General features: G+C 63.9%; 2 protein-coding genes. Both read right to left on the bottom strand.

Annotation, left to right across the window (positions count from 1 at the left end):
* Positions 1-12: 12 nt before the first annotated feature.
* Complete coding sequence (locus CKW21_RS29690) at positions 13-11,766, bottom strand: non-ribosomal peptide synthase/polyketide synthase (RefSeq protein WP_095197365.1); 11,754 nt, start codon at positions 11,764-11,766, stop codon at positions 13-15.
* Positions 11,766-22,748, bottom strand: coding sequence for a non-ribosomal peptide synthetase (locus CKW21_RS29685; protein ID WP_095197364.1), 10,983 nt, complete (start codon positions 22,746-22,748; stop codon positions 11,766-11,768). Before CKW21_RS29685 ends, CKW21_RS29690 begins: the two co-directional genes overlap by 1 nt.
* Positions 22,749-22,923: the final 175 nt, after the last annotated feature.

Here is a 22,923-nt window from a genome sequence, read left to right as displayed (position 1 = left end):
GGGGTTGTGTGGTTATGCAGTCACCAAGCGGCGCTCCAGCAAATCCTCCAGCTGATCCAGCAACTCATCACCCCGCAGCAACTCGTAGTGCCCACCGGTCAACTGACGATCCACCCCGTGATGCCCGACCTGCGCTTCGAACACCCGGCGTTCATCCTCGCGCCCGGCCACCCACCAGCGATGTGCCGCGACCTGCACTTTCGGCAGTTGCCGTTGGGTCAATGCCAGTTGCTTGAGTGATGAGCCGGTGGCAAAGATCTGTGTCAGCTCACTGGCGCCCAACGCCGCGTGGCCATTAGAAACGTGCATGGCCGCTTCGATCACCGCGGCGGCGCCTTCGCGTTCGTTCAGTCCGATGGCTTTAAGCGCAATCAACGCCTGTGCTTCTTCAGACGGTTGACCCAGGACAAACTTCAGGAAATCCGCCAAATCTTCACGCCAATCCCCCGCCTCCGCCGTGCCCGCCACATAGCTGTCCACCAGCCCGGCAAACGCCACCGTCTGCCCCTGGTTTTCCAGTTCGTGGGCGACCAGTTGCGTCAACGCGCCACCCAAGGACCAACCCAGCAGGTAATACGGGCCTTCAGGTTGATGTGAGCGAATCCGCTGCGTATAGGCCTGAGCCATTGACAGCAGCGATGCATCCTGCCATTGCGGATCGAGCAGCATCCGGCATTGCAGGCCGTACACCGTGCGCCGACCTTCCAGGCGACGGGCCAGTGGTTCGTAGTCGAACACCGTGCCGAAACCGGCGTGCAGGCAGAACAGCGCCGGCACGTTTGCCACCCGGCCATTCAAGGCCAGCAACGGGTCCGGCGCAGTCGAAGTCTCGGCAACCTGATAGCCACTCAGTTCAGCGATGCACGGTTTCTGCATCAGATCCCGCAGCTTCAATTCGAAGCCCAGATGCGACTGACTGCGCACCCGCGAGATGACTTTGAGTACTTGCAACGAGTCGCCACCGAGTTCGAAGAAGTTGTCGTCGATGCCCACTTGCGGCACGCCAAGCACGTCTTGCCAGATCGCGGTCAGCGCCTGTTCCAGTGCGTTACGCGGAGCGCGATAACCGCCGATGGCCCATTCCGGCTCCGGCAGCGCCCGACGATCAATCTTGCCGTTGGCCGACAGCGGGAAGCGCTCCAGCACCAGGATCCGCGCCGGCACCATGTAATCCGGCAACTGCGCTTGCAGTTCGGCCTTGAGTCGGCGGTCCAGTCCCGCCGTGCCCAATGCAACGACGTAACCGACAAGCTGCTTGCCGGTCGGCGTGTCGTGCACCACCACGGCAGCATCCTGCACTCCGGCACAGTCGCGCAGGCGCGCTTCGATCTCACCCAGTTCGATACGGAAACCCCGGATCTTCACTTGCTGGTCCAGTCGTCCGAGGTAGTCAATCAAGCCGCACTCACGCTGGCGCACCAGGTCGCCGGTGCGGTACATGCGGCCACCGGCCTCGAACGGATCGGGGATAAAACGCTCGGCGCTCATGCCCGGACGCTGGTGATAACCACGGGCCAGGCAGTCGCCGCCCAGGTACAACTCACCGCTGACACCCACCGGCAACGGATTAAGGTCGGCGTCGAGGATGTACAAGCCACGGCCCGCCACGCCTCGGCCAATCGGCGCGTAAGCCGCATCGCAGGTTTCGCTGACCTCGGCACGCCACAGCAGCGGCGTGACCACGGTTTCGGTCGGACCGTAACCGTTGACCAGACGCTGTGGACGCAGTGCACGCTTGACCTGTTCGAAACTGGCATCCGGCACCGCGTCGCCGCCGAAGCAGTACACCTGCACCGCCGGCGGATTGCCCAGGCGTTCGGCCACTTCGGCCATCTGTTGCAGGTACGCCGGCGGGAAGCAGGCGACGGTGATGCTGTGGCGATGCAACACCTCCAGGGTTTGCTCCGGGGTCCACAGGCTGTCTTCGCGAATCACCAGACTGCCACCGGCCAACAGCACACTGAGCCAACGCTCCTGGGCACCGTCGAAGGCGAACGACATGAAGTGCAGTTCGCGGCTTTGCGGGGCCAGTTCGTAGAGGTCGATGATGCCGCGGCAATGCCGGGCGATCGGCCCCCGCCCCACGGCCACGCCTTTCGGTTGACCGGTGGAACCGGAGGTGTAGATCAGGTAAGTCAGGTGCCCGGGCAGCGGTGCGGAATCCGGGCACTCGGCATTATCGGCAACAGTCAGCTGATCGAGCAGCAAACGCGGCGGACAGTCGGCCAGCGGCAGGCGCTCACCCAGATCGCTGTCGCAGAGCAACAGGCTGGCAGCCGAATCGCTGAGCATGTAGGCCAGTCGTTCAGCCGGATACGCCAGATCCAGCGGCAAGTACGCCGCACCGGCTTTAAGCACCGCGAGGAACGCCACGATGGTGCGCTCGGAGCGCGGCAACGCCACCGCCACCAGATTTTCCGCACCGATACCGCGAGCGATCAGCTGTTGCGCCAGACCATTGGCCTGAGCCTCAAGCTGTGCATAACTGACTTCGCGATCCTCACAGAACAAGGCGACTTTTTCCGGCTGCGCAATCACATGCCGGTTGAAGCTGTGCAGCAAATCCGCCTGGTCAGTGGACACTTGCGGCAGGCCCAAACGCGCCTCAGGCAAGCCAATGTTGCCCAGCAAGCGATCCGCATCTTCAGGCAGCGCCCGCAGCAGACCTTCAAGTTGCGCACGAATCCGCTCCACTTCCACATCGCTGAAGCGGTCACGCAGATACAGGTACTCAACTTCCAGGCCTTCGTCGTTGGCGCTGACCATCAAGTCCATCGGGAAGTTGGTCACACCGCCGCTGCCGACATCGGTAAAGCGCAGCTCGCCCTCTTCGCCGCCTTTCAAGGCGCGGTCCACCGGATGGTTCTCGAAGACGATGATGCTGTCAAACAGTCCCTGGCCACCCTGCCCGGCCCAGCGCTGGATATCCGAGAGCGGTGTGTGTTCGTAGTCGCGCACGCTCAGGTTGTAATCCTGCAGCTCGCGCAACCACTCGCCCAGCGGTTGTTGCGGGTCGAGGGTCTGGATCACCGGCAAGGTGTTGATGAACAGACCGAGCATTTCCTGGGCACCGGCCAGTCCCGTCGGACGCCCCGCCACCGTCGCGCCGAACGCCACGCTGCGTTGACCGCTGTGGCGTTGCAGCAGCAACAGCCAGGCACCTTGAACCAGCGTGTTAAGGGTCACACGCTGACGCTTGGCGAAGCTGTGCAGCTTGCGCGTCGCTTCGGCGTCAAGGTCGCTGTACATAACGCCGTGACCTACACCCGCGGCACCGGAGGCCTTGGCCAGAATGGTCGGTGCTTCCAGCAATGCCAGGCGCTCGCGCCAGAAGCCTTCGGCCTGCGCACCGTCCTGGCGTTGCAGCCAGGCGATGTAGTCGGCGTAACGACCGGTCAACGCCGGCAGGCTGTCGTGGTGGTACAGGCGCAGCATCTCGCCCAACAGGCGCGAAGCACTCCAGCCGTCCAGCAGCAGGTGATGGTAGATCCAGATCATCTGGTACCGCGCTTCACCCAGGCGTACCAGGATGAAGCGCATCAGCGGCGGACAGCTCAGGTCGAAGCCCTTGGCCTGTTCGGCGGCGGCCAGTTCGCTCAGCGCCTGTTCGGTGTCCGTGCGGTTACGCCAGTCGAGTTCTTCAATCGGCAACTCGACCTCGGCAAACACCGCCTGCAACGGGTCAGCCAAGCCATCGCGCCAGCGGAACGCCGCGCGCAGCACCTCATGACGCTCGATCAACACCTGCCAGGCCGCGCGGAAACGCGGCACCTGCAAACCTTCCACCTCGACGCTCAACTGGTTGACGTAGGGGTTGAGCTCCGGTGAATCGAGGCAGTGGAACAGCATGCCCTGCTGCATCGGCGACAGCGGATACAGGTCTTGCAGGCCTGCGCGCGCGGCCACGTCGACGTGCTGCACCAGCGCAAACGCTTCGACTTTCGGTGCTTCGACCAGCGCGTCTTCACGACTGTTGGCCACTGCCGCGAGGGCACGAATGGTCTGCTGCTCGAACAGTTGCTTGGGGCTGAACACCAGCCCGCGCTGCCCGGCACGGCTCACCGCTTGCAGCGAGATGATCGAATCGCCACCCAGCTCAAAGAAGTTCTCGGTGACCCCCACCGACTCCAGGCCCAGCAGTTCCTGCCAGATCTCCACCAACAGCGCTTCGGCGGGCGACGCGGCTGCCACCTGATCCTGACGCTGGCGAGTCGCTTCAGGTGCCGGCAAACCCTGACGATCCAGCTTGCCATTGGGCGTCAGCGGCAACGCCGCCAGGCACATCAGATGCGCGGGCAGCATGTGCGCCGGCAGACGGCTGCGCAGGTGCATCGTCAACGCGTCACGCAGTTCCTGCTCGTCAGCCAGCGGATCGCGTGGCACCACGTAGCCCACCAGTTGGCGGCCCGCCGGGCCTTCACGGTCGATCACAAAGGCTTCACGCACGCCTTGGTGTTCGACCAGGCAGGCTTCGATTTCGCCGAGTTCGATACGGAAGCCGCGAATCTTCACTTGCTGGTCGATACGCCCCAGGTACTCGACCACGCCATCGGCACGGAACCGTGCGAGGTCACCGCTGCGATACAGGCGACCGCCCGGCACGAACGGATCGGGCACGAAGCGTTCGGCAGTCAGGTCAGGACGCTGGTGGTAGCCACGGGCGACGCCTTCGCCGCCCAGGTACAATTCGCCCGCCACGCCGACCGGCAACGGCTGCAAGCCACCGTCGAGAATGTAGGCGCTGCGGTTGCCGACCGGCCGGCCGATGGGCATGAAGGCCGAGTCGAATTCGGTGTCTGGATACGCCAGCCAGATCAACGGCGTGATCACCGTTTCGGTCGGGCCATAACCATTGATCAGGCGCTTGGGCTGCAGCACGTGTTGCACTTCGTCAAACGCATGCTTGGCCATCCCCTCACCGCACGGGGTGTAGGAACGGATCGGCAGGTCACGCCCGGCTTCACCCATGAAATCGGCGATCTGCCCCAGGTAGGTCGGAGTGAAGCAGGCGATGGTGATGCCGTGTTTTTCGATCTCGGCGCAGGTGCGCTCCACGCTCCACAACTCGTCGTCACGGGGCATGACCGCCGAGCCGAACACCAGCGGTGTCAGCCAGCGCTCGTGGGCGCCGTCGAAGCTGATCGAGGCGAACTGCAGTTCGCGGTCGTCCGGGGTCATGCCGTACAACTCGCCAATTTTCACGCAGTGCATGGCCAGCGGGCCGTGGGCCACGCTGACGCCTTTGGGCCGGCCGGTGGAGCCCGAGGTGTAGATCAGGTAGGCGAGGTTTTCGCCGCAGGTCAGGTTGACCGGGTTGGTGTCCGCCATGGACGCCAAAGGCTCGCGGTCAATCTCCAGCACCGACAGCCCCTGTGGCAACGGCAGTTTTTCCCGCAGCCAGGATTGGCTGATCAGCAGTGAAATGCCGCTGTCTTCCATCAGGTAACGCAGGCGTTCCGCCGGGTAGGCCGGGTCCAGCGGCACGTAGGCGCCGCCGGCCTTGAGGATCGCCAGCAGGCCGACGATCATCGCAGGCGTTCGCTGCATCGCCAGGCCGACCCGCACTTCCGGGCCGACACCCAGTGCGCGCAGGCGATGGGCCAACTGGTTGGCGCGACGGTTGAGTTGGTCGAAGCTCAGTTCCAGGTCGTTGAAAATCAGTGCAGTGGCGTGCGGACGAATGTCGGCCTGGGCTTCGATCAACTGATGAACGCACAGTGGATTCTGCTCTGCGGTAAACGCCGGGTTCCATTCGATCAACTGTTGCGCACGTTCCGGTGCGGTCAGCAGGTCCAGCTCACTCAAGGCCGCCTGTGGCGCAGCGACCATGGCGGTCAGCAGCGCGGCCAGGTGTTCGCTCATCCGTGCAATCGCATCGCTGCTGAAGTGGCTGCACTGGTAGCTCCAGTTCAGGCTGAGCTGGCTTTCGGCGGTGGCCGCCAGGGTCAGCGGGAAGTTGGTGCGCTCGTGGTTCTGCGGGACCTGGAAGCTCAGGCCCGCCGGCGCGCCCTGTTGCAACGCCTCGGCCACCGGGAAGTTTTCGAACACCAGCAGGCTGTCGAACAGCGGCTCACCGGCGCGTCCGGCCCAGCGCTGAATGTCGCCCAGCGCGGTGAATTCGTGTTCACGCAATTCCAGGTTCTGCGCCTGCAAACGACTCAACCATTGCTCGACGCTTTCCACGGCGTCCGGGCTGCTGATCACCGGCAGGGTGTTGATGAACAGGCCGAGTTGGCTTTCGGCTCCCGGCAAGTCCACCGGGCGCCCCGCCACCGTCGCGCCGAACGCCACGCTGCGTTGACCGCTGTAGCGTTGCAGCAGCAGTGCCCAGGCACCTTGAACGAGGGTGTTGAGGGTGACTTTCTGCTGGCGGGCAAAGTCGCTGAAACGCTTGCTGGTGGCCACGTCGAAGGTTTGGTGATGGTCGGCGAATGCTGTGTCCGACGGGTTAGTGAGGCTCAGGCTCTCGGCCAGCAGCGTCGGGTTATCAAGGCTCGCCAGTTGCCCACGCCAGAACAGCTCGTCAGCCTCGGCATCCTGGCGTTGCAACCAGCCGATGTAGTCGGCGAAACGCCCGGTTGGCGCCGGCACGGTTTGCCCGGCATAACGTTGCAGCACTTCGCTTAACAGCAACGAATTACTCCAGCCATCGAGCAACAGGTGATGGTGGGTGTAGATCAGTTGCTGGCGTTCGTTGTCGAGGCGCACCAGGGTCAGGCGCATCAGCGGTGCGCGGGTCGAATCAAGCTGCAGACGTTCGCTGTCGATCAGTTGCGCCAGGGCTTGGGCCTGATCCGCGCGGCCACGCCAATCGAGGCAGGTCATCGGTAATTGCAGATGACGATGCACCAGTTGCACCGGCGCCTCGAAACCTTCAGGGAAGTGGAAACTGCTGCGCAGGATCGCGTGGCTGTCGAGCACCGCTCGCCAGGCGCGGCCCAGGCGTTCGGCGTCGAGGCCACGGGCTTCGACGCTGAGCTGGTTCACGTACGCGCCGGAATCCGCCTCGTACAAACTGTGGAACAACAGACCGGCCTGCATCGGCGACAGCGGGTACAGATCCTCGATCTGCGCAGGCTTCACCGGCAGGCCATCGAGTTGCGCCTGGCTCAAACGCGCCAGCGGGAAATCCGCCGGGGTCACGCCGCCCGCGCCGTCGCTCAGGCAGTGTTCGATCAGCGCCAGCAACTCGCTGCGGAAGTCCGCGGCCAGGGTTTCGATCTCTCGACGGTCGAAGCATTCGCGGCTGAAGGTCCAGTCCAGTTTCAGTTCGCCGCCATAGACTTGACCGTCCACCGACAGCCAATTCGGCAACGGTGCGTCCGCCGATTGCGCGGTGCCGCTGGACTCTTTTGCCGGCGTGAACAGTGCGTCTTCGGCAAAGCTCTGGTCGAACTGGCCGAGGTAGTTGAAGGTGACCCGCGCCTGTGGCAACGCGGCCAGCGCCGCTTGCGCCGTGGCATCGCCCAGGTAGCGCAACAGGCCGTAGCCCAGGCCCTTGCCGGGGATGTCGCGCAATTGCTGTTTGATCGCCTTGATCGAGCCATCCAGGTCGGCGGTCGGTGTCAGGCGCACCGGGAACAGGCTGGAGAACCAGCCGACGGTGCGGGTCAGGTCGATGTCGTCGAACAGCTCTTCACGGCCGTGGCCTTCGAGTTGAATCAGTGCCGATTGATCGCCGGTCCAGCGGCTGAGGGTGCGAGCCAGTGCGGTCAGCAGCAGGTCGTTGACCTGGGTGCGGTAGATCGCCGGGGCCTGCTGCAGCAGCTGGCGGGTTTGTTCGCGGTCCAGACCGATACTGACGCCTTGGCGTAAATGTCCGGCCTGACTGGCCTGGGCGTTGGCCGCTGGCAGTGAGTCACTGGCGCCGTCCAAGTGGCTTTGCCACCAGCTCAATTCATTAGTGGCAGTTTCGCAGCGTGCATAAGCGTCGAGCTTGTCGGCCCAGACCTGGAAGGCGCTGGTTTTCGGTGGCAGTTCCTGGCCTTGGTAGGCGGCCTGCAAATCTTCCAGCAACACCCGCCACGACACACCGTCCACCGCCAAGTGGTGAATCACCAGCAGTAAACGTTGCGAACCATCGGCCTGGGCGATCAACGCCACCCGCAGCAGCGGCCCGTCTTGCAGGCTGAGGCTGCGCTGGGCTTCATCGCACACCGACTCCAGCGAGGCATCACTGGCGACGCGGGCGGTCCAGAGCATGTCGATGACATCGGCACTGTCGGCGCCGACATAGCGGGCCGACCACTGGCCATCAACCTGACTGAAGCGCAAACGCAGCGCGTCGTGTTGCTTGAGCAGCCGTTGCAAGGCGCCTTGCAGGCGCGGCAGGTCAAGGGTTTCCCGTGGCACCAGCAACACCGCCTGGTTCCAGTGCGCGCGTTGCGGGATCGGCTCTTCGAAGAACCAGCGCTGGATCGGCGTGAGTTTTTGCACACCGTCCACCGGCCCTTGTTGCGCCAGCGGGGCGACTTGTTCTTTGACCACGCCAGCCAGTGCTTGCAAAGTCTGCTGCTGGAACAGGTCACGCGGTTGCAGGCTCAGGCCGGCACGGCGGGCGCGGCTGACCACCTGAATCGAGATGATCGAATCGCCGCCCAGTTCGAAGAAGTTGTCCTGACGGCCCACCTGTTCGACGCCCAACACGTCCTGCCAGATCTGCGCCAGCACCTGTTCATGAGCGCTGCGTGGTGCTTCGAAGACGCGTTGGCTGACCTGCACGGTGGGTGCCGGCAGCCGTTTGCGGTCCAGTTTGCCGTTGGGGCTCAGGGGCATCTGTTCGATCAGCACGGTCTGCGCCGGCACCATGTAGTCCGGCAGGCTGCCGAGCAGATGGCTTTTCAGGGTTTCGCGCCAGGCGCCCTGCTGAGCGGCATCCGTGGCGATCAACGCGCGATCCTGCGGCACGATGTAGGCCACCAGTTGCTTGCCGCCCGGGCCATCGAGGGCCAGCACCACGGCTTCCTGCACCTCGGCATGTTCTTGCAGACGGGCTTCGATTTCCCCCAGCTCGATGCGCAATCCGCGAATCTTCACCTGATGGTCGATGCGTCCGCAGTAGTCGATGGCGCCGTCGGCGCGATAGCGCGCCAGGTCACCGGTGCGGTACAGGCGTTCGCCGCTGCCGAACGGATCGACCACGAAACGCTCGGCGGTCAGCGCGCCACGGCGGTGGTAACCACGAGCAAGGCCGACCCCGCCCAGGTACAACTCGCCCACCGCGCCCAGCGGCAAGGGTTGCAGTTCGCTGTCGAGGATCAAGGTGCGCAGGTTGGCGATCGGGCGACCGATCGGCACGCTGTCGCGGCCCTCTTCCACACAGGTCCAGTGGGTGACGTCAATGGCCGCTTCGGTCGGGCCATAGAGGTTGTACAGATTGGCTTGCGGCAGAGCCCGCAGGGTCTGGCGTTGCAGCTCCATCGGCAATGCTTCGCCGCTGCAAATGATGCGGGTCAGCGAGGTGCAGGCCAGCGCTTCGTCGGAAGCGATGAAGGCCGAAAGCATCGACGGCACGAAGTGCAGCGTGGTGATCGCCTGTTCGACGATCAGTGCGGCGAGGCGTTGCGGATCGCGGTGCTCGCCCGGCGCGGCGATGACCAGGGTGGCGCCTTTCATCAACGGCCAGAAGAATTCCCAGACCGATACGTCGAAACTGAATGGCGTCTTTTGCAGCACACGGTCCGCAGGCTGCAAGTTATAGGCTTGTTGCATCCACTCCAGGCGGTTGTGCAGGGCCACATGGCGGTTGCCCGCGCCTTTCGGTTTGCCGGTGGAACCGGAGGTGTAAATCATGTAGGCGAGGTTTTCGGCAATCGCCAGATTAGAGGGGTCAGTGCCCGGCAGATCGCTCAACCAATCGGCATCGCTGTGCAAGCAAAGGGTGCGCACCGAGTCCGGCGTCGGCAATTGCGCCAGCAGATGTTGCTGGGTCAGCAACAGCGAAATGCCGCTGTCTTCGATCATGTAGCCCAGGCGGTCCAGCGGGTATTCCGGGTCCAGTGGCATGTAGGCGCCGCCGGCCTTGAGGATCGCCAACAGGCCGACCACCATCTCGAACGAACGGTCGCAGGCAATCCCCACGATCACTTCCGGGCCGACACCTTGGGCACGCAGGTGATGGGCCAGGCGATTGGCGCGAAGGTTCAGTTCGGCGTAGCTCAGGCTCCGGCCCTGAAACACCAGCGCGGTCGCTTCAGGGTTTTCCACCACACGCGCTTCGAAATGCCGCTGTACGCAGACTTCGCCCGGATAACGCGTTGCGGTGGCGTTGAGGTCGTCGAGGATGCGCAAGCGCTCATCGGCATCCAGCAGCGGCAGTTCCGCCAACGGGGTTTGCGGGTTGGCCAATACACCGGCCAACAGGTTGCGCCAGTGGCGAGCCAGATCCTCGATGCGCCCGGCGTCGAACAGGTCGGTGGCGTAGGTCAGGCTGGCGAACAGCTTGTCGCCCTCTTCCTGGGTGTCCAGTTGCAAGTCGAACTGGGTGGTGTGAGCCGTGGCGTTCAGCGCTTCGACTCGCAGCCCCGCGAGCAAGCCGCTGACCGCTGCCGGTCTCGCCTGCTGGTGGTTGAACATCACCTGGAACAGCGGGCTGTGGCTGAGGCTGCGTTCACCTTGCAGCGCCTGCACCAGGCGTTCGAACGGCAGGTCCTGATAATCCTGGGCATCCAGCGATGCGGTTCGGGTCTGCTCCAGCAGCTGGCTGAACGGCAGACGCCCGTCGAGTTCGGCGCGCATCACTTGGGTGTTGACGAAGAAGCCGATCAGGCCACGGGTTTCCGCGCGGTTGCGGTTGCCGATCGGCACGCCGATGCGCAGGTCGGACTGGCCGCTGTAGCGATAGAGCAAGGCCTGGAAGCTTGCCAGCAAGAGCATGAACGGGGTGACGCCGCGCTGTTTGGCCAGGCTCATCAGCCCGCGGGCCAATGTTGAGTCGAGGGCGAAATCCAGACGCGCGCCCTGCTGGCTCGGTTGCGCCGGACGCGCACGATCGGTCGGCAATTCCAGCAGCGGCTGCTCGTTACCGAGCTTTTCCCGCCACCAATCCAGTTGACGCTCCAGCTCCCCCGCTTCCATCCAGCGCCGCTGCCAGGCGGCATAGTCCGAATACTGGATCGGCAGTGCTTGCAGTTCAGCGCTCTGTCCCTGGCAATGGGCGGCGTAGAGCCGGGAAAACTCTTCGACCAGCACCCCCATCGACCAACCGTCGGTGACGATGTGGTGCAGGGTCAGCACCAGCACATGGTCCTCGGCGTCGAGCTGCAACAAACTCACGCGCAACAACGGCCCATGTTGCAGATCGAACGGCCGGGCAATCTCCGCTTCGACTGTTTTCATCGCCAGTTCGAAGCGCTGCGCCTCGGGCTCGGCGCGCAGATCGTGCTGTTCGATGGGCAGCGTGGTGAAGGTCGCCAGGGCTTGCCTCACCTGGCCGTCGTCCTCGACGAAACGGCTGCGCAGGCTCTGGTGCCGTTCCAGCAGCACGTCGAAACTCTGTTGCAGCGCCGCCAGATTCAGCGACCCGTGCAGACGCAACGCGGCAGGAATGTTGTAGGCGCTGCTCTGTGGGTCGAGCTGCCAGAGGAACCATTGGCGTTGCTGCGCGTAGGACAGTTCGAAAGTCGCTTGCGGCTCGGCGGCGGGCGGAATCGGCAGTTGGCCGAAACTGACGCCTTGCTCCTGCATGCGCTGCAAAAATTCGCGGCGTTTGTCCGCAGGCAGGCCGGCAAAGCGGGTGGCAATACGCTGGGCAGTGCTGTGTTCCATCAGTTGAACTCCATCTCGTCCAGAAGCGACTCAAGCGCATCCAGACGTGCATCGTTGTCAGTCGGGGTGTATTGCCCGGCCATGGCGGCATAAGCCTGAAGGTCGTTGCTTTCGAACAGCGCGCGCAGCGGCAGCTCGATCCCCAGTTCCAGTTCCACACGGGCACTGGCCTGGGCGGCGAGCAGTGAATGCCCGCCCAATTCAAAGAAGTTGTCGCGACGACCGATTTGCGCCACGCCCAGTACGTCAGCCCAGATCGCGGCCAGTTGCTGTTCGAGATGGCCTTCGGGGGCTTCGAACGGACGCTGCCAGTGCTCGACATCCGGCAGCGGCAAGGCCTTGCGGTCGAGCTTGCCGTTGCTGGTCAGCGGCAAGGCATCGAGCAGCAGCCAGTGGCTGGGCACCATGTAATCCGGCAGGTCAACCTTGAGCGCGGCGCGCAGGGTGTCGCGCCAGCCAATCGGGTCATGCGGGGTGTGTTCGGCGACGACGTAAGCGCATAGCTGCGGACCACCGTCACCGACATGCACGCTGATCACCGCCTGACGCACGCCCGGTTGCGCCAGCAGTGCGGCTTCGATCTCGCCCAGTTCGATACGGAAACCCCGGATCTTCACTTGCTGGTCGATCCGCCCGAGGTAGTCGATGCTGCCGTCGACACGCTGGCGCGCCAGGTCGCCGCTGCGATACAGGCGCTGGGAAGCGTCGAACGGGCTCGGTACGAAACGCTCGGCGGTCAGGCCGAAACGTCCGTGATAACCCCGCGCCAGGCCGGCACCGGCGATGTACAACTCGCCCGCCACGCCCACCGGCACCGGGTGCAACTGGCTGTCGAGCAAGTACCAGCGCAGGTCGCGGATCGGCAGGCCGATCGGGCTCTGCAACTGGCCGTCGAGGTCGGCCAGGCGGATCGCGCGATAGGTCACGTGAACCGTGGTTTCGGTGATGCCGTACATGTTCACCAGCGTTGGCTGCTGGTCGCCGAAGCGCTCGAACCATGGCCGCAGGCTCGCCACTTCCAATGCTTCACCGCCGAAAATCACCTGGCGCAACGCCAGGCTGCGCGGGCTGGCGCAGGCAATCGGCAACAGCTGGCGGAACGCGGTCGGGGTCTGGTTCAGTACCGTCACGCCTTCATCGCAGAGCAAGCGGTGGAATTCCTGCGGTTCGCGGCTGATGTAGTACGGCACGATCACCAGGCGCCCACCGGTGCACAGCGAACCGAACAGCTCCCACACCGAGAAATCGAAGGCGTAGGAATGGAACAGGGTCCAGACATCGTCCGCGCCGAAATTGAACTCAGCGGCGGTGGCGGTCAGCAAACGCCCGACGTTGCCATGGCTGAGCAGTGCGCCTTTTGGCCGACCGGTGGAACCGGAGGTGTAGATCACGTAGGCGAGGTTGTCCGGGGTTGCCAGGGTTGGCAGGTTGTCGCTGTTGTAGGCGTCCAGTTGCAACGACGAAAGGTCCAGCACTTGCACGCCGTCGCGGGCCGGCAAGCCATCGATCAAGTGTGACTGGGTCAACAGCAGCGCGATGCCGCTGTCGTCGATCATGTAGCTCAGGCGTTCGGCCGGGTATTGCGGGTCCAGCGGCACGTAGGCGCCACCGGCCTTGAGGATCGCCAGCAAACCCACCACCAGCGGCATCGCCCGCTCGGTGGCGATGCCCACGCGCACTTCCGGCCCGACGCCTTGTTCGCGCAGTTTGCGCGCCAGGCGGTTGGCCTGGGCGTTGAGCGCGGCGTAGGTCAGCTGTTCGCCTTCATAGGTCAGTGCGATGGCGTCCGGGCGTTGTTCAGCTTGAACTTCAAACAACTGATGCAAGGTTGGAGACGGCGGTTGTGCCTGGAACGCCGGGTTCCAGTGCTGGATCAGCTCATCGTATTGCGGCGTTTGCAGCAGCGGCAGTTCCGCCACGCGCTGCTGCGGATCGGCGACCACCGCGCGCAGCAGGTTCAGCCACTGTCCGGCGAAACGCTGCATCGAAGCTTCGTCGTACAAATCGGTGGCGTAGCTCAGGCTGGCGTCCAGTTCATCACCCTGCTCCTGGGTATCGAGCACCAGATCGAATTGCGCAGTGTGCTGCTGCCAGTGCAGGCGCTCGACCTGCAAGTCGGCCACGGCGCGTTCGACGCTGGCACCCAGTTGTTGCTGATGGTTGTAGAGCACTTGGAACAACGGACTGTGATTGAGGCTGCGATCCGGCTGCAAGGCGTCGACCAGTTGCTCGAACGGCAAGTCCTGATGGGCCTGCGCCGCCAATGCGCTGTGCTTGACCTGTTGCAGCAAGGTACTGAACGGTTGCTGCCCGTCGATCTCGGCGCGCAGCACCTGGGTGTTGATGAAGAAACCGATCAGGCCTTCGGTTTCGAGGCGCGAACGCCCGGCACTCGGCACACCGACGCTGATGCCCGACTGCCCACTCTGACGATGCAGCAAGGTCTGGAAACTCGCCAGCAACAGCATGAACAGCGTCACTTGCTGTTCTTGCGCACGCTGGCGCAACCCGGCGAGCAAGTCGCGATCGACCTGCAACAGCAGGCTGGCACCACGCTCGGTGCGGCGAGCCGGGCGACTCAGTTCACTCGGCAATTGCAGCGGTGCCTGGCTGCCATCCAGTTGCTCGCGCCACCAGGCCAATTGCCGTGCGCCCTCCCCGGCCTCCAGCCAGTCGCGCTGCCAACGGGCGTAGTCACTGTAGGCCACCGGCAGCGCTTTCAGGCGTTCGACACGACCATCAACGGCAGCCTGATACAACGCGCTGAACTCATCGATCATGACCTGCATCGACCAGCCATCGGCAGCGATGTGGTGCACGGTGAGCACCAGCACATGGTGCTCGGCGCTGACTTGCAACAGCAACATGCGCCACAGCGGGCCGTTGCGCAGGTCGAATGGCCGGGCGATTTCTTCGGCCACCGCGTGGTTGATCGAGGTCTCTTCGATGGGTTGCTCATTGAATTGCAATGGCAGTTCGAGGTGCACCAGCGGACGAGCCTGCTGACCGTCCTGTTCGAAGGTGGTGCGCAGGGTTTCGTGACGCGCCTGCAATTGCTCGAAGGCCTGGCGCAGCGCGTCGCGGTTCAACGAACCTTTGAGGCGTAGCGCCGCCGGAATGTTGTAGGCCGCGCTGTGCGGGTCCAGTTGCCAGAGAATCCATTGGCGTTGCTGGGCGTAGGACAGAATCCGCGACTGATCGTCCGACGCGCGTTGCAACAGCGGTTGCCCCGCGACGGTCGCCTGCGCTGCCCGCTCGGCAAATTCCGCCAGGTTCGCTGCCGAGAACAGACTGTTCACCGACAGTTCAAGCTGCAGTTGCTGGCGCACACGGGAAATCACTTGCAGCACCAGCAGCGAATGGCCGCCCAACTCGAAGAAGTTGTGATCGCGGCCGACGCTCTCGACCTGCAACACCTCCTGCCAGATCTGCGCCAGTTGCGTTTCCAGTCCTGCGGTCGGCGCCACGAAGTCACGTTGCGCATCAACCGCCTCAGCCCGTGGCAGGGCCTTGCGGTCGAGTTTGCCGTTGTTGTTGAGCGGCAACTTGTCCAGCAGGACCATGTGGCCGGGCACCATGTAGTCCGGCAGCGACTGGCGCAGGACGGCTTTGAGCCCTTCCAGATACTCCGCCTCGGACACCACCGCGTCGCTGGCCACGACGTACGCCACCAGTTGCGTGCCGTCCTGGGCGATGACGGCGGCTTCGCGGACTTCGTCCCGGGCTTGCAGGCAGGCTTCGATCTCGCCCATTTCGATGCGGAAACCGCGAATCTTCACCTGGTGGTCGATACGCCCGACGTATTCCAGATTGCCCTCATCGTTGTAACGCGCAAGGTCACCGCTGCGGTACAGCCGCGCGCCCGGTTCGCGGGCGAACGGGTCCGGCAGGAAACGTTCGGCGGTCAGTGCCGGACGGTCGAAGTAGCTTTGCGCCAGGCAGGCCGGTGCGCCGATGCACAACTCGCCGACGCCGTCGGCCGGCAGTAGCTGACCGGCAGCGTCCAGCACGTACAGCGCACGGCCAGGGATGGCGCGACCGATTGGAATGCCGAAAGCATCACTGGCATCGGCCAATTGGCATTCATGCACGCTGGACACCACCGTCGCTTCGGTCGGGCCGTAGGTGTTGAGCAGGCGCACATGACTCAGGCCGGCCTGATGCCACAGGCGCAGGCCTTCCACCGACATCGCTTCGCCGCCGACGTGCACCTGACGCAAATCGCCAAGGCTCGGCACTACACCGCCGGCACATTCACGGGCCAGCAGGAACCAGTAGGCGGCCGGCAAATCGGCCACGGTCACGCCCTGATCGACGATTTCCGCAGCCAGTCGACCGGCGTCCCACAGGTCATCGCCGCGCATGATCAACGCGGCGCCGACGCACAGTGCCGGAAAGCATTGTTCGACGAAGCCGTCGAAGCTGAAGGTGGCGAATTGCAAGACGCGGTCCGTGGGTGACAGCTTTGAGTAGTCGGCGGCGGTCTGGCAGAACTCGCGCAGGGCGGCGTGGGTGATGGCGACGCCTTTGGGTTGGCCGGTGGAGCCGGAGGTGTAGATGATGTAGGCCAGATCTTCGGCAGCTGGGAGACCGCTATCGCGAGCAAGCTGCGCTCCTACAGGGAGGGTGGTGTCTTCGAGGGTCAGGTGTGGCAGGTTTGATGACAGGTCTTGCAGCAGGCCGGATTCGTGCAGCAGTACGTCGAGACGGCTGTCTTCGATCATGTAGGTGAGGCGTTCGGCCGGGTATTTGGGGTCCAGCGGCACGTAGGCCGCGCCGCTTTTCAGTACCGCCAGCAGGCTGACGATCAGCTGCGGACCGCGACGCATGGCCAGGCCGACACGCTTGCCGGGGCCGGCGCCGTGGTCGATCAGGCGCTGGGCCAGGCGGTTGGCTTGTGCATTCAGTTGACCGTAGCTCAGAGAGTGGCCGTCGATCTTCAACGCCAAGGCGTCGGGCGTGGCTACGGCTTGCGCGGCGATTTGCTCGTGGGCCAAAAGCGTTGTGGATAACTCAACTGCAGGCGGTTGGCTGATCGCGAGCACTGCGTTCTTTCCATCGATGTCGAGCAGTTCCAGCGAGCCCAACGCCGCCTCCGGCGACGCCACCCATTGCGTCAGCAAGTGCTGCAAGTTCGCCGATAGCTGAGCGATCTGCCCGGCACTGAATCGCGCCGCGTCATAACTGAACTCCAGACCCAGGCCTTCGCCCAATTCGATGCCCAGGGTCAGCGGATAGTGAGTGCGCTCGTGATTGTGCAGGTTACCGAACGACAACCCGGCCGGTGCGCCCTGCTTCAGCACTTCGGCCACCGGGAAGTTTTCGAACACGAGCAGGCTGTCGAACAGTGCCGAGCCCTGCTGGCCCGCCCAACCCTGAATGTCGTACAGCGGCACGTGTTCGAACTCACGCATCGCCAGGTTCAGCCCTTGCAGTTCGCCCAGCCACTGGCTGACGGTCTGGTCCGGCTTGATGGCGCACACCAGGGGCAAGGTGTTGATGAACAGGCCAAGCTGTTCTTCGATTCCCGGCAACGGCGCCGAACGGCCGGCCACGGTGGCACCGAACACCACGCAATCCTGGCCGGTGTAGCGTTGCAGCAACAGGCTCCAGGCCGCTTGCAGCAGGGTGTTGAGGGTGACTTTCTGTTGACGGGCGAACTCGGCCAGACGCTGGGTCGCGCGGTTGTCGAGGGCGACGCGGTGTTCGCCATTGCCCTCGACGCCCACCGGTGGACGCAAGGCTTCGGCCAGCAGCGTCGGGGTTTGCAGCGGTGCCAGTGCGGCTTTCCAGAACTGCTCGCCAGCCTCCACCGATTGCTGCTGCAACCAGCCCAGGTAATCGCGATATTGCCCGGTGGGTGCCGGCAACGATTGCCCGGCGGCGTAGTGCTGGATCACTTCGGCCAGCAACTGCGCGTTGCTCCAGCCGTCCATCAAAATGTGGTGACTGGTGTAGATCAGGTGCCAGTCGTTGGCGCCCGTGCGAACGAGCTTCAGGCGGAACAGCGGCGCCGTCCCCAGCTCGAAACCTTTCGCGCGCTCAGCGTCGGCCAGTGCATCGGTGTCGGTCGCTTCCAGCACTTCAAGGGGCAGTTCGACCTGACGCGCAATCGCCTGATGCGCGGTGTCGAGACCTTGCCAGTGGAAGCTGCTGCGCAGGATGTCATGACGCTCGACCGCGGCCTGCCACGAGCGTGCGAAACGCTCGATGTCCAACCCGCCGATGTCCAGGCGCAACTGGCTGATGTACGCGCCGACCTGCGGCTCGTACAGGGTGTGGAAGAGCATGCCCTGTTGCATCGGCGACAGCGGATACAGGTCTTCAAGATGAGCAACGGCCAGTGGCAGTCCGTCGAGTTGGGCCTGATCGATACGCGCCAACGGGAAGTCCGATGGCGTGGCTTGTGGCGCTTGCAGAGCGCAGCAGTGATCGATCAGCGCAATCAATTCCCGGGCGTAATCGTCAGCCAGACGCTGGACGGTCGCGGTGTCGAACATCTCGCGACTGAAGCCCCAGCTCAGGGACAACTCACCGCCATAGACCTGGCCTTCAACCACCAGCCAGTTGCCCAGCGGTGCCGACGGATCCTGTGCGATGCCATTGCCTTCGGTGGATGGGGTGAACAACGCGCCGTCGTCGAACTGACGGTCAAACTGCCCCAGGTAGTTGAAGGTGATGCGCGGTTGCGGCAATGCCGCCAGTACGGCGCGGGTCTGCGCCGTGCCGAGATAGCGCAGCGCGCCGTAGCCCAGGCCTTTATCCGGGACGTTGCGCAGCTGTTCCTTGATGGATTTGATCGAAGCGCCGAGATCGGCAGCAGGTTTCAGGTTGACCGGGAACAGGCTGGTGAACCAACCCACGGTGCGCGTCAGGTCGACGTCGTCGAACAGGTCTTCGCGGCCATGGCCTTCGAGCTGGATCAGCGTGCTGCCCTGCCCGCTCCAGCGGCAAACGGCGCGCGCCAGTGCGGTCAGCAGCAGGTCGTTGACCTGGGTGCGGTAGGCCGCCGGGGCCGTTTGCAGCAGTTGGCGGGTCTGTTCGGCGCCGAGCTTGAGTTCGAGTTTGTGTTCGAAACGGTTTTCCAGTGCGCCGTTCGGGCGCTCACACGGCAGGTCGCCTGGTGCGTCTTGCAGTTGGGTCTGCCAGTGATCGAGGCTGCTTTCGAAAGCAGGAAGATGATCCTGCAAACGCGCGACCCAGCGCTGGTAGCCGCTGGTTTTCCCAGGCGCCACGCCACCGTTGTAGAACTGCTGAAGATCTTCCAGCAGCACGCGCCAGGACACACCGTCCACCGCCAAGTGGTGAACCACCAACAGCAGACGCTCGCTGCCGTCGGCCATGGCCACAAGCAGCGCACGCAGCAACGGGCCGTTTTGCAGGTCAAGACTGCGCTGGGCTTCGTCGCACAGAGCGTTAAGTTCTTCGACCGATTGTGCCTGACGCTGCCACAACACCGAATCAGTAGTCGGCGCGGCATACGCCTGTTGCCAGCCGTTCTCGGTTTGCTGATAGCGCAGACGCAAACTGTCGTGATGAGTCAGCACTTGCTCCAGGGCACGCTCCAGCGCCTCGACCTTCAACGACGCGCGCGGCACCAGCAGCAGCGACTGGTTCCAATGCTGACGCTCGGGGATGGCTTGCTCGAAGAACCACTGTTGCACCGGCGCCAGCGCCACCGCGCCACTGGCCGGGCCTTGCTCGATCAACGATTGCCCGCCGCTGCGGGCCGCCTGGGCCAGGCTGCGGATGGTCTGGTGCTGGAACAGGTCCTTGGGGCTCAACACGATCCCGGCCTGGCGAGCGCGGCTGACCACTTGCATCGAGACGATGGAGTCGCCGCCCAGCTCGAAGAAATTGTCTTCCAGACCGACGTTGTCGATGGCCAGCACGTCTTGCCAGATCGCCGCGAGGGACTTTTCCAGTTCGCTGCGTGGCGCCACGTGTTCGCGCTGTTGTGTGGTGCCATCAACCGCGGGCAGGGCCTTGCGGTCGAGCTTGCCGTTGGGGGTCAGCGGCAAGTGTTCGAGGAACAGCAGGAACGCCGGGACCATGTAGTCCGGCAAGTGCTGACGCAGGGCCGCTTTCAGGGATTCGCGCAGGGTCGTTTGCGCATCGATGTCATCCAGCAACGCCGGATCGTTCGGCACGAGGTAGGCCACCAGTTGCTGGCCATTGGCACCGTCCTGCGCCAGCACCGCCAGTTCACGGACCGCGTCCTGTTGCAACAATCGCGCTTCGATTTCGCCCAACTCGATACGGAAACCGCGCACCTTGACCTGATGGTCGATACGGCCGACGTATTGCAGAGCACCGTCGGCCTGATAACGGGTCAGGTCGCCGGTGCGGTACAGGCGCTCGCCGGTGCTGGAAAACGGGTTTGGCACGTATTTCTCGGCGGTCAGGCCCGGCCGTGCCAGATAACCACGGGTGATGCCGGCGCCGCTCAGGTACAGCTCGGCAGACACGCCCTGGGGCACCGGTTGCAGGTCGGCGTCCAGCAAATAACTGGCGGTGTGTTTGAGCGGGCGGCCGATATTGGCCCGGCCACCGGCCTCGCGACGGGTCCAGGTCGAATAGGTGGTGTCTTCCGACGGGCCGTACAGGTCATAGACGTGCTCGACGGTCGACTGCTGGTACAGCGCGTCCACCAGGCTCTGTTTCAGCGGCTCACCGGCCAGGTTGATGATGCGCACGCCCGGCGGAATCTGCCCGGCGCGTTGCAGGGCATTGATCGCCGAGGGCACGGTGTTGATCAGCCGAACCTGATCCCGAGCCGGCAGCAACGGCAGTTCCAGGGCGTTGCGGGCGATGATCACCGAGCCACCGTTGGCCAGGGTCACGAACAGCTCCCACACCGACAGGTCGAAGCACACCGAGGTCGAGGCCAGCACACCCTGAATGTCGTCGCGGCTGTACACCGATTGCGACCAGTCGATCAGCGCCAGCACGTTGCGATGGGCGATGGCCACGCCTTTGGGTTTGCCGGTGGAGCCGGAGGTGTAGATCACGTAGGCCAGGTTATCCGGCGTGACGCGGGTGACCGGGGCGCTGGCTGGATAATCGGTCAGCGAGAGGTTGTCCATCAGCAACACGCTGGTGTCGCCTGACACGGTCAAGGTCGCGGCAACGGATTGCTCGGTCAGCAGCACCAGAGCACGGCTGTCTTCGAGCATGTAGGCGACGCGTTCGGCCGGATAATCCGGGTCCAGCGGCACATAGGCGCCACCGGCCTTGAGTACCGCCAGCAAGGCAATCAGCAGTTGCTCGGAACGCGGCATGGCCACGCCGACCCGGACTTCCGGACCGACACCCAGTTCGATCAGCTTGCGCGCCAGACGATTGGCCTGCTGGTCGAGTTCGCTGTAGGTCAGCTGTTTGGAGGCGAAGGTTACCGCCAGTGCAATCGGGTTGACGGCGGCTTGCTGGCTGATCATCTGGTGAATGCACAGAGGCTGGGCGAAGTTGTCGTCGGCGCGGTTCCAGTCATGGACGATGCGCTGGTATTCAGCCTGTTCCAGCAGCGGCAGATCGCTGATGCGCTGCCGGGCATCGCTGACCATGCCCTGCAACAGGTGCGTCCAGTGTTGCGCCATGCGCGCGATGGTCGCGGCGTCGAACAGGTCGTTGGCGTAGGTCAGCGCGGCGTGCAGCTTGCCGCCCTTTTCGTACGTGTCCAGAGTCAGGTCGAATTGCGTGGTGCGCCCTTGCCATTCGATCGCACCCAGCGCCAAACCGGATTGGGTGGTGACCGTGGAAATGTCCGCGACCTGTGGCTGATGGTTGTACATCACCTGGAACAGCGGCGTGTGGCTGAGGCTGCGTTCCAGTTTCAAGGCTTCCACCAGACGCTCGAACGGCAGGTCCTGATGGGCCTGGGCACCGAGGGCGGTTTCCTTGATGCGGCGCAGTAATTCGTCGACCCGGGTCTGGCCGTCCAGTTGCGTACGCAGCACCTGGGTGTTGACGAAGAAACCGATCAGGCCTTCGATCTCGGCGCGGTTGCGGTTGGCGATCGGCACGCCGACGCGGATGTCGTTCTGTCCGGTGTAGCGGTGCAGCAGCACGTTGAAGGCACCGAGCAACAACATGAACAGGGTGATGTTGTGTTTCTGCGCGGTGGTCCGCAGTTGCTCGGCCAGTTGCCCGTCGACGGCGAATTCGTAGCGGGTGCCCCGATAGCTCGGCATCGCCGGGCGCGGATGATCGGTGGGCAGTTCCAGCACCGGATGCTCGTCGCCCAGTTGCGCCTGCCAATAGTCGAACTGACGTGCCTGCTCGCCGGCCTCCAGCCAGCGGCGCTGCCAGAGCGCGTAGTCGCTGTACTGGATCGGCAACGCCGCCAGTTGCGGTTGTGTGCCGGCATCAAAGGCGTCGTAGCAGCGGATGAATTCGTCGATCAGCACGTTCATCGACCAGCCGTCGGACACGATGTGGTGCAAGGTCAGCAGCAGGACGTGTTCCTGCTCGGCGAGTTTGAGCAAGGTCACGCGCAGCAGCGGACCGCTGCCCAGATCGAACGGCAGCACCGACTGCTGTTCGGCTGCTCGAGCGACTGCCAATTCACGTTCCGAGGCCAGTAGTGCGCTGAAATCCACATGATCGATCACCAGCGGTGCCGTGGCCGGCACTTGCAGCAGGCTGTCGTCGGCCTGACGGGCGAACACCGTGCGCAGGGTTTCGTGACGCGCCACCAGGCTGGCGAACGCCTGCTCCAGCGCCGGCAGGTTCAGGCGTCCGCTCAGGCGCACCGCGCCCGGCAGGTTGTAGGCGCCGCTTTGCGGGTCCAGTTGCCAAAGAAACCACATGCGTTGCTGGGCATACGACAGCGCCTGGCGATCCTCGGCCTCGACGCCGGCAGGAATCGGGAACCGGGCGAACTCCACGCCCTCCTTGTGCAAGGCCGCAAGGAACATCTGGCGCTTTTCCAGGGGCAACCCGATAAACCGGCGAGCAAGTTTCAAGGAGTCTTCAGCATTCATTTCTGGGTATCCGGATCAGTGGCGGGAAGCACAAAGGCACGTCGTCCCTATAAAACGAATGCAGGCCGGAAAAATTAGCGAATGAGAATAAGTATCAGGATGGGGTACAGCGCGGTGTGTGAGACGCCACAAACCACTGTGGGAGCGAGCCTGCTCGCTCCCACAGGGATTGAGT

The sequence above is a fragment of the Pseudomonas sp. Irchel 3A7 genome (genome assembly GCF_900187565.1).
Classification (GTDB): Bacteria; Pseudomonadota; Gammaproteobacteria; order Pseudomonadales; family Pseudomonadaceae; genus Aquipseudomonas.
Note: the sequence above shows the minus strand (reverse complement) of the source record. Positions and strands in the feature narration are given on the sequence as shown.